The following is a 13,344-nucleotide window of genomic DNA, read 5'->3' as shown; positions in this document are numbered from 1 at the left end:
TAAGTGTAAAGCCAAAAAGGCTTCTTCACACCATGATATTCAAATCATCTAATTAAATTCTTGCGGATCAACATCAATTGATAGCCGAAGTTGATGCTGCCGTGGTGCATGAACCAATTGTGACCACCATTGCCTTAAGTAAAAATGTAGGCGAGCACGGTCAGCAGATAAAATCACCATGTGGGCGCGGTAGCGCCCAGCTTTACGTTCCATCGGTGCTGGAATTGGACCCCAAATATCAACAATTTCACCTGCAATTTGGCGTAATTGTTCCGCCGCTTCATTTAAAAAATGTAAGGTATAGTCACGATCTTTAGATTCTGCACGTATCAGTACTGCATAACGATAAGGTGGCAGCAATGCGACTTTACGTTCCGCAAGAGTCTGTTTAGCAACCGCCCGATAATCTTTTTCGATGAGCGTGGTTAGTAAAGGGTGATCTGGTCTTAAGGTCTGTAAATAAACATGGCCTTTGTGTTCACCACGACCTGCACGTCCAGCGACTTGTACAATTAACTGCGCAGTACGTTCTGGCGCGCGGATGTCGACACTAAGTAACCCCGCATCAATATCTAAAATGGCAACCAAAGTCACGTGTGGGAAATGATGACCTTTTGCCAGCATTTGAGTGCCAAGCAAAATTGTTGGTTTGTTTTGATGAATCCGATCATAGATTTTTTGCCAGCTACCGACACGACTGGTGCTGTCACGGTCAACCCGAATCACATCATAGTCTGGAAATAGTTCTTGTAAGTGCTCTTCAACCTTAGCTGTTCCAGCACCTAGGGTTTTTAGGCTTTTTTGCTGGCATTCAGGGCAGTGATCGGGTAAGCGATGAACAGTACCGCAGTGGTGGCAGTGTAAATAAGAATAAGGCTGAGTGTGCAACGTAAAATGTGCATCACAATGTGGACAATTTGCTTGCCACCCACAACTTTCACAGACCAGTACAGGTGCATAGCCACGACGGTTTAAAAAGATTAAAACCTGTTCTTTTCTTGCTAACGTATGCTTGATTTGCTCAATAAGAGGTTGGCTAATTCCATGTTGCTTTTTGACAATTTTAAGGTCAATCAAATGCATTTTAGGCAAAAGCGCATGGCCTGCACGTTGGTTAAGTTGCAGTGAAGTTAATTTACCAGTTTCGACCAAATAATAACTATCGATGCTCGGTGTTGCTGAACCTAAAATAACTGGACAGTTTTGTAAGTGACCTCGGTACAGTGCGACATCACGTGCATGGTAACGGAAACCTTCTTGCTGTTTATAAGAGAGGTCATGTTCTTCATCTAAAATGATTAAGCCCAAACGTGGCAGTGGCGTATAGATCGCAGAGCGTGTTCCTAAAATAATAGATGCTTTACCAGTCTGGGCCTGTTGCCATGCTTGTAGGCGTTTGGAGTCATTTAAGCCTGAGTGTAATAGAGCAATATCACAGTTAAAACGAGACTTAAAACGAGAAATCGTTTGAGGGGTTAAACCAATTTCTGGAACTAACACCAGTACTTGTTTACCTTGCTTTAGAACCTCGTGCATGATGTGCAGATAAACTTCAGTTTTACCACTTCCTGTTAAACCATCTAATAAAAAGGCTTGGTATTGATGCTGCGCGTTTACGACGTGCTGAGTTGCTTTCTTTTGGTCTTCATTTAGCGTGAGCGGCATTTGTGCCAATTGAACAGGCGATGGGCTAAAGTCGTGTGGTTCAAGCGTACAGTCAACCAGTCCTTTCTTTTGAAGTGCTTTAAGCGTAGCCGTTTCTACACCACTTAGATTAAGAATATTCTCTGTAGTTCCGGCAGGATGTAACTTTAAAATTTGATACGCGTCTTGTTGCTTAACAGAGCGTTTAAGAAGTGCTTCAACATTATCACATGGCGTGATTTTCCAAAGATGGAACAAAACATCCATTGGTTTGCCCTGACGCAATAATGCGGGTAGGGCGGTTTGCATGACCTCGCCAATTGGAAATTGGTAATACTGAGCCGACCATGTCAATAAACTTAAAACTTGTTCATCTAAAATAGGCTGTTCGTCTAAAAGGTCAGAAATGGCTTTAAGCTGAAAGGTGCCTGTAAATGATTCACTTGGATCAACTTTTTCAGTAATGATGCCAATCAGGTTTTGGCGCCCAAATGAAATAGCGACGCGTGAGCCTACATGAGCCCGTTCATATTGTGCTTGGGTGAGTGTATAGTCAAAAGTGTCGTACAGATGTACAGGTACGGCTACACGCACACGATAAACAACTGAATCAGGCTTTGGCGTTATGGTCATAGAGGCTCATTTCGTCAATTTTAAAAAACGGCATAGCGTCGTGAAGAGGACTTGAGTATTCTACACAGGCTATAGAACGAATATGAATGATTGCGTAGCATAGATGCAACAGCAGCGACTATTATTTTTGGAAAATTAGAACATTACCATGCCTGCATATCAATTTACTGCCATTGATGCTTCAGGGAAGCAGCAAAAAGGGGTGCTTGAGGGAGACTCAGCGCGCCAGATTCGCCAACAATTACGCGATAAAGCATGGACTCCCATTAGTGTCGATCCTGTTGAACAAAAAGATAAACATCAGAGTCAGGGGTTATTCCAAAAAAAGTTCAGTGCTTACGATTTGGCGCTCATGACCAGACAACTTTCGGTTTTAGTTGCAGCTGCTATTCCACTTGAAGAAGCTTTGCGCGCCGTGAGTAGGCAAAGCGAAAAAACACATGTACAAAATCTTTTATTATCTGTGCGTTCTCGAGTCTTAGAAGGGCATTCACTCGCACAAGGTATGCAACAATCTGGACGTTTCCCTGACCTTTATATTGCAACGGTGGCTGCTGGTGAACGCTCGGGACATTTAGATCTCATTTTAGATCAGCTTTCGGATTACACTGAAAACCGCTTTGCCATGCAAAAGAAAGTTCAGGGTGCCATGATTTATCCAATCATTTTAATGCTGATGTCTTTTGGTATTGTGATGGGTTTAATGACTTATGTTGTGCCAGAGATTGTAAAAACTTTTGATCAAAATAAAGATGCTCTCCCGTGGATTACAGTCGCTTTAATGAAAGCCAGCGATTTTATTCGACATGCGTGGGTGTTTATTATTCTTTTTGCAGTGGTAGGTGTTATCGCATTCGTTCGGTTTTTAAAAACCACTGCTGGACATTATGCTTTTGATCGATTAACACTCAAATTGCCATTATTCGGTAAACTGTCACGTGGTATTAATGCTGCACGCTTTGCTAGTACCTTATCTATTTTGACCCGTTCAGGTGTCCCTTTGGTCGATGCCTTAAAAATTGGTGCAGCAGTGACCAACAACTGGGTTATCCGCGACTCAATTGCTCATGCGGCTGAGCGAGTGACAGAGGGGGGTAACTTAGGTACGCAACTGGAGCGCAGTGGTTATTTCCCACCAATGATGGTACAAATGATTCGAAGTGGAGAGGCATCAGGCGAGCTTGACAGAATGTTAGAACGAGCATCGACCATGCAAGACCGTGAGGTGACGACATTTATTTCAACCTTACTGGCATTACTTGAACCGCTTATGCTGGTTTTAATGGCAAGCATTGTACTGGTTATTGTAATCGCGGTTATGCTGCCAATCGTAAATATGAACAATATGATTTAATAACTTTGATATTAGAGATAATGATGAAAGTAAAAAATATTCAAAGCGAAACAGCGATGGAACAACATAGTGAATCTGCGGTTTCAAATCAGTTTGAGCCAACGTGCCATTCCGAGCATAGCTCTCTATCAGATATTTGCTCCTCAAGCGTAGCTTTCGGACTTGCGGTACGTTCGAGCGGTGCTCGAATGAAGCGTGCCTCAGGTTTTACCCTCATTGAAGTCATGGTCGTGATTGTAATTTTAGGTGTGTTAGCAGCTTTAATCGTACCAAATGTCATGGGGCGTAGTGAAAAAGCTAAAATTGATACAACTCAAATTGCATTAAAGGGTGTGGCGGGTGCTTTAGATCAGTACAAGCTCGATAATGGCCATTTCCCAACCATGCAAGAAGGTGGGCTAGATGCTTTGGTTAACCAGCCAGCTACAGCGAAAAACTGGATGCCAGGTGGCTATGTAAAAGGTGGTTATCCTAAAGACAGCTGGAAAAATGATATTCAATATGTCATTCCTGGGGCAGATGGGCGAGCTTTTGATTTGTACTCATTTGGAGCAGATGGCAAAGAAGGCGGTGAAGGTAATGATGCAGATATTTATTATCAACCTTAATTAAAATGTAATGGAGATTATCAATTCAGTTAAACAGTTAAAATGATAAATACGAATTGATAATCTCTCTCAATCAGAAAAATATAATAACTAACTGAAAAATATAAATTAAAGTTAATATCAATGTTTGAGATTTATAATAAGAATTATTCCCATATTTAATAGTTACAAGAAAGTTAAAATGTAGAGAAAAATAAGCTATATATTTAAACGAAAGCTTTGCATAATAACTAAAAAGCACTTTATTCAATTAAAAGGAGAGATTAAATGAAAGCATTTCTCATATTAGATGAACTGACTCAGTTTCATTGGGTAATGCTCAAGTCTGTCCTATTGATTTTGGGTTTATTACCGATTGCTGAAGTGTCATTAAAGTTATGGCTGAGTACAGAGGGAAGTAGCCAAATCATGATTGGTTTCTTCGCATTAAGTATTGTGAGTGCATGGTTAATGGTGAGCTTCTTTACAGCATTAAAAGCGAGTGTCTGGCAAGCTAAACAAATCTCTACTCAATATGAGCAATTCCTTTTTAAAGCTTACCGTTATGTACCCATGGTCTTTTTATCGAGTTTAGTTGCATATTTATCTCTGCAACTATCGATTGCTTTTTAATAATATTTTAAAACTAAATTTTTAGATAAAACGTAGACTCAACATCTACGTTTTATTTTTTAACTGGACTTAAAAACAGGGTGTTTCTTCATTTGTACATATTATATGCTTCAAATCAGCAATTTAAGAACATGAGAAATATGAAATGGAACAAATCGATTGGAATGATTTTTTAAAAGTAGAGCTTCGCGTTGGTAAAATTATTCAAGCCGAGGTTTTTGAAAAGGCACGTAAACCTGCTTATATTTTGCATGTAGATTTTGGTGAAGAGTTGGGAGTGCGTAAATCAAGTGCACAAATTACCAAGCTCTATCAACCACAAGATTTGGTGGGTAAATTAGTCGTTGCTGTAGTGAATTTCCCTAAAAAACAAATAGGGCCTATTCAGTCAGAATGTTTGGTGACAGGATTTCATAATGCAGATGGTGATGTCGCACTTTGTATCCCAGAGTTTGAAGTGCCTCTGGGTACAAAGTTATTGTAAATTAGCGACGAGATTTAAAAGAAACGTCAACTTTACGCGGACGATAAACCCAACCTAAAATCAGCAGTAAGACCGCGAATCCTAAAATTGGATAATCACCTAAACGGTTATAAAGAGTTTGGCCTTGCATGGCTGGTAAATCACCTCTCAAGACAAACTCTTTATCGATTGGTGCTTGTTCAGTGATATGACCATTTTGATCAATAAACGCTGTTACACCTGTGTTGGTTGCACGAATAAACCAGCGGCCATTTTCTTTAGCGCGCATCTGCACCATTTGTAAATGTTGCCAAGGCCCAGCAGTACCCGTAAACCAAGCATCATTCGATACAGTAACCAAAAAGTCGCTATCTTCTGCATTACGACGTGTTAGGTTCGGGTAAGCCACTTCATAACAAATTGCAGCAGCAAGCGCATGTCCTTTAATTAAAAGTGGTTTTTGGTCACTCTCACCACGTGTAAAACCGCTCATGCTAATATCATTTTGCATGGCTGGTAAAACCCAAGAAAGCAAACCTGACAGCGGAATATATTCACCAAATGGAACAAGACGCTGCTTTTTATAGAGTCCACTTGAATCGCTGCCAGAGGCCATAATACTGTTGTAATACAGCGGGCTACCAACTTGATGTGATTTTGCAACATCCCAGTAGGGAATTCCGGTTACCCATGCAGTATGGTTCTTTTTCGCTTGTGCATCCATTGCATCCAAAAACGGTTCAATATCGGTTTGGAAGAGCGGAATTGAAGACTCAGGCCATACAATCAGGTCACGACCCCATTCAGATTGTGTCAAGCCAGCATAAATTTCTAATGTTCTAACTTGATATTCAGTCAGCCATTTTAAATCTTGTGGAATGTTACCTTGAATGAGCGAAACACTAAGCGGCTTGGCATCTTTAGGTTTTACAAACTGAATATACGATGCTCCCCATGCACCCAAAACCAATAGGGCAGAAGGGATAACCCAAAAAATACGTTTACGCAGAACTTCGACTAAAGCACATGCTAATACAATGACGACGAAGGAAATTGCATAAATACCAAATAGCGGTGCATAACCATCGAGTAAACGTTCCGTAAAAGCGTAACCTACAAACAACCATGGGAAACCTGTAAATACCCAAGTTTTTGCCCATTCGAAAACAATCCAGAGCGGGGCAAAAGTAAGTGGTGTTTCAGGGAAGAATCGTCGGTAAACCCATGTCTGAAATGCCGTAAATAAACCCATCACAAGGGCCATAATAGCAATCATACACACGCTTAGAAAAGCATTGGTATCGCCATATACATGGATGGAAGTATAGAGCCAGAAAGCGCCTACAAACCATAAACCAAAGCCGTAGCTCCAACCAATGGCAAAGGCTTGTTTAGCTGAGCGCTTATGTAATGTTGCATAGAGTAGGGCTGGAGATAAAATTGCCAACCACCACCAATAATAAGGTGCCAGTGAAAAACTGAACACGGCACCTGAAAATAAAGCAATGAGTAAAGGAAAAATTAAAGGAAGCTGTTTTTGTTGTTGCGAAGAATCTAACAGCTTTTCAAAGTATGCTCTCATTGACGTACAGCTCGAATCAGATGAATAGTGCGGGCATCTGCTTCAACAATTGTAAATAACCAATTTCCAAGCTCAACAGTTTGACCTTGTAAATCACTTACCAGACCAATCTCTTGAAGCAATAAACCGCCGACAGTTTCTACTTCATCGTCAGAAAAATCAGCATCTAAAACAGTATTGAAATGTTCGATTGGTGTAAGTGCTTGCACCATCCACGCATTTGCTACCGTATGGTCATTGTCAGGAACAATGTACTGAGCATCTTCATCGACCGTGTCGTGCTCATCTTCAATTTCACCAACGATCTCTTCAAGAATATCTTCAAGCGTAACGAGACCGGCTGTTGATCCATATTCATCAATCACAATCGCAATGTGAGTCTGAGTATGTTTTAACATGCGTAGTACTTGATCGGAACGTGCACTTTCAGGAACAAATAACGGTTGGCGCATAAGAACTCGAATATCGACTTTGGTATTCGGTTCAGTTAGAAACGGCAACAAATCTTTTGCGAGCAAAATCCCGACAACATTGTCCGGCTGATCGGCAGAGAAGACTGGAAAGCGTGAGTGAGCAGACTCAACCAGTACATCAAGAATATCAAGTAATTGATCATCTTCTTGTAAACTGATCATTGCTGTTCGTGGCGTCATGACTTCACGAATTTTTGTAGCTGGAAGGTCAAGAACGCCTTCAAGCATAGCAACAGTATCGGGTTCTAAAAAGCGGCGTGAATTTTGGACTAATTTTAATAATTCATCACGGGTTTCTGGCGCTGTACCTAACCATTTTCGTAAGCCTCGCATTCCCCACGACGGACTTGGTTCCTCTTGCATGATCTTTCCTAAAGACTCAATGTATCAAATGAATACACAGATCATACCGAAGAAAAGATGCTTATGCATCTATAAAACAAGCTAAAAGACAAAACGTATATTGTTATGTAAAAGCCAGTTACAGTTAACAGCTCAGTAATTTGTTTATGCTAAAATGTGAAAATTCTATTTGTTCGAGTTTGTTATGTCAGAGCAACCCATTTCACCTACTGTACAACTCAATACGCGTGGTTTACGTTGTCCGGAACCTGTCATGATGTTGCATCAAGCCATCCGCAAATCTAAGTCTGGGGATGTGGTTGAAGTCTTCGCAACAGATAATTCGACCTCGTGGGATATCCCTAAGTTTTGTATGCATTTAGGCCATGAGTTGTTGTTGCAAGAAGAACGCTTAGATGAAAATGGTCATAAAGAATTTCATTATTTAGTGAAGAAAGGTTAATAGAATAATAAGGCTTCTAATAAAGAAGATTAGAAGCCATGAATAATTCAACTTTAATTTGAAATGATAATTTTTTACAAATAAGAATCGTTATATAATTTATAAAATTAAGTATATAAATGACGTATAAAAATGAATGATTATTTTGTGAAACGAAGCTTATTAATCTGTCTTTGGTTTTTCACTATTGCTGGTTTATTACATTTAGAGATCTCTTGGCTATCTGAAACTGTTGCTATCATTATTATATCTATTCTTATTATTTTAGGTTCAATTCTACTCGGTTATAGAAATACATATTTTGCTCCTGAACCAAAGATAAAGATGAGTTTGATCTTGCATACAAGGTTTCTCGGGCTGATGTTAATTCTTGATTTATTATTTGGTAAATCGGTTTGGTACTACGATTTAGCGCGGAACTTTGGTTTTCTTGGCTTATTTTTATTAGGCACATTTATTTTCTATAAAAAGAATTTTAATTTAAACGTAGCAAAAATACCGCCTTTTCAATAAGTGGATACTAATAAAAAAGCCCCGAATAATCGGGGCTTTTTTATTACATATTAGGATATGAGCCGCGGCTAAAGCGGCGCAAGGAATTACATGTTAGGGTAATTCGGACCACCGCCGCCTTCAGGCGTTACCCACGTAATGTTTTGAGATGGGTCTTTAATATCACAGGTCTTACAGTGAACACAGTTCGCTGCGTTAATCTGGAAGCGTTTAGAACCATCATCATTTTCCATGATTTCATAAACACCAGCAGGGCAGTAGCGCTGAGCAGGCTCATCCCATTTTGGTAAGTTCACATTCACTGGAATTGAAGGATCAGTAAGCTTCAAGTGAGCTGGCTGGTTTTCTTCATGTACAGTGTTTGAGATAAATACTGAAGATAAACGGTCAAATGTAAGTTTGCCATCCGGTTTTGGATAGTTTGGCTTAAAGCTTGTTGCATCAACAGTTTTCAATGCAGCAAAGTCTTGCTTCAAGTCATGTAAAGTGAATGGCACTTTAAAGACATTCTGGTCGATAAAGTTAAATGCACCACCCATCCATTGACCAAATTTATGCATTGCTGGACCAAAGTTACGAGAGTTATAAAGCTCTTCTTTTAACCAGCTGTTGTTAAATTTGTCAGTGTATGAAGTTAATTCTTTAACGAATAAATCTTCGCCTTCAGTAACACGTGCAATCGCAAGATCACCGCCTTTTTCTACACCCGCAGCAATCGCTTCAAATACAGCTTCACCACATAACATGCCTGATTTCATGGCAGTGTGTGAGCCTTTGATTTTTGCAAAGTTTAAGAAACCTGCATCATCACCAATCAAGCAACCGCCCGGGAAAGTTAATTTAGGCAGAGAGTTGAAACCGCCTTTCACTACAGCACGTGCGCCGTAAGAAATACGTTTACCACCTTCTAAATACTGTTTAATCAGTGGGTGAGTTTTCCAGCGCTGCATTTCCATAAATGGATACATATGTGGATTTTCATAAGACAAGTCCACGATCATGCCCAAAGTCACTTGGTTGTTTTCAGCGTGGTATAACCACCAGCCACCTGAAGAAGCTGTTTCTGCTAAAGGCCAACCTGCACCGTGCATGACTAAGCCCGGTTTATGTTTTGCTGGGTCAATTTCCCAAAGCTCTTTAATCCCGATACCGTAGTGCTGAGGATCAGCATCTTTATCAAGGTTGTATTTCGCAATTAGGCGTTTACCTAAGTGACCACGGCAACCTTCAGCGAAGAGGGTATATTTAGCGTGAAGCTCATAGCCTGGAGTAAAGTTATGCGTTGGTTCGCCATCTTTACCAATACCCATGTCACCAGTTTGAATACCTTTTACAGTACCATCTTCATGATAAAGCACTTCAGATGCAGCAAAGCCAGGGAAGATAGAAACTTCTAGCTCTTCAGCTTTTTGACCTAACCAGCGAACTACGTTACCTAACGAGATCACATAGTTACCATCGTTATGCATGGTTTTAGGAACCATCCAGTGAGGAACTTCTTTTGAGGTGGTGTCTGAAAGTAAGAAGAATGTTTTGTCTTCAGTTACAGGGACATTAAGAGGCGCGCCTTCATCTTTCCAGTTCGGGAAAAGTTCATTGATGGCACGTGGCTCAAGCACAGCACCAGACAAGATATGCGCACCTACTTCAGAGCCTTTTTCAACTACACAAACAGAAAGATCGGGTAAGTTTTTTTCAATCGCTAATTGACGGATCTTAATCGCAGCAGATAGACCTGCAGGTCCTGCACCTACGATGACAACGTCAAACTCCATCGATTCACGTTCGATGTGTTCCATGTAGGACTCCTCAATACTTAAAGGTGGCAACCGTCATATTCAGATAATTCGGTGCTGCCGTGAGTGTTTTAATCCATAGGCGCAAATATGCTATTGTGCCTTTTATCGTTTGGGCTAGTATAGTTTTAAACCATGATCTAGCCAATTGGCTGAGTCGTAACATTTTTTCGTCAGCAAGGCATAAACTATGGTAAATCAAAATAATTCACCATCGGATATGGGAAAAATACCGTTATCTGATGATAAAAACTTAATGAACATTGCACAATACTTAAAAGGTGTACAGCAAAGTCACAAAAGGTCAATTCCACCTTTAGAGCAGTGGCATCCAAAGCATTGCGGCAAAATGGATTTGACAGTGAAATCCAATGGAGAATGGTGGCACGAAGGTCAATTAATCAAGCGCCAAGCTCTATTAGATCTGTTTACCAAAGTCCTATGGAAAGAAGAAGGCAAATTCTACCTGAAAACCCCTGTAGAACAAATTGAAATCGAAGTTGAAGATGAACCTTTATTAGTCAATCAGGCAGATCAGGTCGAAATTTCAGGTGAGCAGTTTTTACAACTGACCACCACTAACCAAGATGTAATTTTGGTTGATGCAGAACATCCTATTTTTATGCGTGAATATGCAGGAGAGTTGCGTCCTTATGTGCATGTCCGTTTTGGAATTAATGCACTGATTCAACGTCAGGCTTTCTATCATTTGGTGAACTATGGAACACTGATTGAAAACGATAAAGGTGAAACCATTTTAGAGCTAAAAAGTGGTAATTTGCTCTTGCAATTAGGCACTTGAGGTTTAAGCTTTAGGGAGTGAAATTTTCTGACACTTCAGTACAGCTATGACCGCCATACAACCTTTATTTTCCGAGCTAGAACCTATGCCTAAAGCATCAGCAGATGCCCCAATTGGTATTTTTGATTCGGGAATTGGAGGAATGTCAGTTGCAGCAGAAATTGCCAAATATTTGCCCAATGAACGTATTGTGTATTATGCCGATACTGCCTACGTGCCTTATGGTCCACGTTCTGATGAAGAAATTAGAGAACTCACGGCTCGAGCAGTCGATTGGCTATATCGTCAAGGTTGTAAAATTGCAGTCGTAGCCTGCAATACGGCTTCCGCATTTAGCCTTGATCATTTGCGTGAGCATTATGGTGAACACTTTCCAATTGTTGGATTGGTGCCAGCATTAAAACCTGCAGTATTACAGACACGTTCTAAAGTGGTTGCCGTCTTGGCAACGCCTGCTACTTTTCGCGGCCAGCTTATTAAAGATGTAGTCGAGAAGTTTGCTGTTCCAGCAGGCGTTAAGGTGATGACCTTAACCAGCCTTGAACTTGTTCCTTGTGTAGAGGCAGGTCAGCAAATGGGTGAAATATGTTTAAAGGCATTAAAAGAAGTTTTACAGCCCGCCGCTGAGCAAGGTGCCGACTATTTAGTGCTCGGTTGCACGCATTATCCTTTCTTAAATCAAGCAATTCATCATCTTTTTGATAACCAATTCACACTGGTTGATTCTGGATTGGCAGTTGCCCGACAAACAGCCCGTATTTTAATAAAAAATGAGTTATTATGTGACCAAATAGGTCAGAATGTTGCACGTATTGAATGTTATGTCAGTGGTAATAATGCTGAGGCACTGCAACCTGTTTTACAACATATGATTCCACAAGAGTTAACTTGGACACTTCATAATCTAAACTGATCTTTTAGCATCATTTAGAAAGTAGTGTTTTTTAGATTTATTATTTTATTTGGGGCGGTTCATGATCTTGGCGGATATTAAGTCACGGACAGATCATGGGGCGAAAGGGTATTGTTATGCTCGATACACGCTATCAGATTTTTATTTCAACATCCGGCCGCGATATGCAGCCAGAGCGAATGGTTTTGTCTCAAACCTTGGTAGGGATGGGCTTCTTTGCTTGGGGATTAGAACAACGAACACCCCTAACCACTACGCTTGCACGTCGACAAATTGATGAATGTGATTATGTAATCCTACTTTTAGGCAGCCAGTATGGAGAGCAGTCGATTTCTGGTGTGAGTTATTTATCTTTAGAATATGAATATGCGTTAAGTCAGGCTAAACCTATTATTGTTTTCATGCATGAGCAGCCCGAAAGTCGTGAAATACATTTACAAGAAACACATCCACAGCTTAAAGATAAATTTCTCGTATTTAGAAAAAAGTTATTACTTGATGTGAATCATATTTTTTACTTTAAAACTCCACGTGAACTAGAGTTGGCTGTCCGTTTAAATATGCCTTTAATCATGGAGCAGTATATCGGACAAGGTTGGGTGCCTGCTCATCAGGCTCATCACTTAGAAGATGAAATCAAGCTATTAAAAAGTAAAATTTTACAGTTAGAACAGCAATTAACAGAGTCATCAGCTCAAGTAAATGAAGTTGCTCCCCAAGATATTTTTGCATTTGAATATCAAATTCAAGCATTTCAGGATGGCAATTTTAAAGAGCTTAAACGACAACGACAAATGACTTGGTCCCAGTTGTTAAGTATATTGGCAAAGCAGTTTGAAACAGCTACACCAGAAGAGAATTTTGGGACATGCTTAAATGAATATTTAAATCAGGCTGGCCTAGAAGATGCTCGTCAGGAGTTACCTCGCGTTCATGCTGTTGCCTGCGCTCAGATTAACCATAAGGCATTGTTTCGGATTAAAAAGCAAATGCAGTCACAGGGTTGGATTGTTCCAACTCAAACTGAACAATCCTATAGCTTATGGAAAGTCACAGCTAAAGCTCAAAAGTTATTACTTAGCTATAAATGGAGCCATCGGGGCATTCGATTAAAAGCTTAGAGCGATTCAATTTATATATGACAAT

General features: G+C 40.2%; 13 protein-coding genes. 9 read left to right on the top strand and 4 right to left on the bottom strand.

What is annotated here, in order from left to right:
* Positions 1–48: 48 nt before the first annotated feature.
* Positions 49–2,277 carry a primosomal protein N' gene (locus ACTJJG_RS05560; RefSeq protein WP_032062879.1) on the bottom strand — a complete coding sequence of 743 codons (2,229 nt, stop codon included), beginning with the start codon at positions 2,275–2,277 and terminating at the stop codon, positions 49–51.
* 148 nt (positions 2,278–2,425) lie between these two features.
* Between ACTJJG_RS05560 and gspF the strand changes: the two genes are divergently transcribed.
* The 4 genes from gspF to ACTJJG_RS05540 all read left to right on the top strand — a co-directional run bounded on the left by gspF (position 2,426) and on the right by ACTJJG_RS05540 (position 5,335).
* Positions 2,426–3,631: a type II secretion system inner membrane protein GspF gene (gspF, locus tag ACTJJG_RS05555; protein WP_005065941.1), complete on the top strand. Its 1,206-nt coding sequence runs from the start codon at positions 2,426–2,428 to the stop codon at positions 3,629–3,631.
* A gap of 23 nt (positions 3,632–3,654) precedes the next feature.
* Entirely contained in the window at positions 3,655–4,239 is a 585-nt protein-coding gene (gene gspG / locus ACTJJG_RS05550; protein WP_032062881.1) for a type II secretion system major pseudopilin GspG, read from the top strand.
* Positions 4,240–4,506: 267 nt separating this feature from the next.
* Positions 4,507–4,851, top strand: a complete 345-nt coding sequence (locus tag ACTJJG_RS05545; protein WP_005804170.1) for a hypothetical protein — start codon at positions 4,507–4,509, stop codon at positions 4,849–4,851.
* Between the two features lie 145 nt (positions 4,852–4,996).
* Positions 4,997–5,335 carry a tRNA-binding protein gene (locus ACTJJG_RS05540; protein ID WP_005079284.1) on the top strand — a complete coding sequence of 113 codons (339 nt, stop codon included), beginning with the start codon at positions 4,997–4,999 and terminating at the stop codon, positions 5,333–5,335.
* Between the two features lies 1 nt (position 5,336).
* Here ACTJJG_RS05540 and lnt read toward each other — a convergent pair whose 3' ends face one another.
* Both lnt and ACTJJG_RS05530 read right to left on the bottom strand, forming a co-directional pair.
* A complete protein-coding gene (lnt, locus tag ACTJJG_RS05535; protein ID WP_069120437.1) occupies positions 5,337–6,896 on the bottom strand; it encodes an apolipoprotein N-acyltransferase in 1,560 nt (519 codons plus the stop codon).
* A complete protein-coding gene (locus ACTJJG_RS05530) occupies positions 6,893–7,732 on the bottom strand; it encodes an HlyC/CorC family transporter (protein ID WP_002114976.1) in 840 nt (279 codons plus the stop codon). The genes lnt and ACTJJG_RS05530 overlap by 4 nt, the downstream gene beginning before the upstream one ends.
* A 184-nt stretch (positions 7,733–7,916) precedes the next feature.
* Between ACTJJG_RS05530 and tusA the strand changes: the two genes are divergently transcribed.
* Entirely contained in the window at positions 7,917–8,174 is a 258-nt protein-coding gene (gene tusA / locus ACTJJG_RS05525) for a sulfurtransferase TusA (RefSeq protein ID WP_002053527.1), read from the top strand.
* A 132-nt stretch (positions 8,175–8,306) separates the two neighbouring features.
* Positions 8,307–8,687, top strand: a complete 381-nt coding sequence (locus tag ACTJJG_RS05520; RefSeq protein ID WP_032035414.1) for a hypothetical protein — start codon at positions 8,307–8,309, stop codon at positions 8,685–8,687.
* An 86-nt stretch (positions 8,688–8,773) separates the two neighbouring features.
* Here the strand turns inward: ACTJJG_RS05520 and ACTJJG_RS05515 are convergent, their stop codons facing one another.
* Positions 8,774–10,486 (bottom strand): electron transfer flavoprotein-ubiquinone oxidoreductase, encoded by a 1,713-nt coding sequence (locus ACTJJG_RS05515; protein ID WP_005804177.1) that lies wholly within the window; start codon positions 10,484–10,486, stop codon positions 8,774–8,776.
* Between the two features lie 187 nt (positions 10,487–10,673).
* Between ACTJJG_RS05515 and ACTJJG_RS05510 the strand changes: the two genes are divergently transcribed.
* From ACTJJG_RS05510 to ACTJJG_RS05500, 3 genes are all read left to right on the top strand, one after another.
* Positions 10,674–11,285, top strand: coding sequence for a DUF1285 domain-containing protein (locus ACTJJG_RS05510; protein WP_002114653.1), 612 nt, complete (start codon positions 10,674–10,676; stop codon positions 11,283–11,285).
* A 46-nt stretch (positions 11,286–11,331) separates the two neighbouring features.
* Positions 11,332–12,198 carry a glutamate racemase gene (murI, locus tag ACTJJG_RS05505; protein ID WP_069120435.1) on the top strand — a complete coding sequence of 289 codons (867 nt, stop codon included), beginning with the start codon at positions 11,332–11,334 and terminating at the stop codon, positions 12,196–12,198.
* Between the two features lie 116 nt (positions 12,199–12,314).
* Positions 12,315–13,319, top strand: a complete 1,005-nt coding sequence (locus ACTJJG_RS05500) for a DUF4062 domain-containing protein (protein ID WP_069120432.1) — start codon at positions 12,315–12,317, stop codon at positions 13,317–13,319.
* The last annotated feature ends 25 nt before the right edge of the window (positions 13,320–13,344 follow it).

Source organism: Acinetobacter sp. 22512, from assembly GCF_052044755.1.
GTDB classification, from domain to species: Bacteria; Pseudomonadota; Gammaproteobacteria; order Pseudomonadales; family Moraxellaceae; genus Acinetobacter; species Acinetobacter pittii.
The sequence above is the reverse complement of the archived record's forward strand: the minus strand, read 5'-3'. Positions and strand labels throughout refer to the sequence as shown.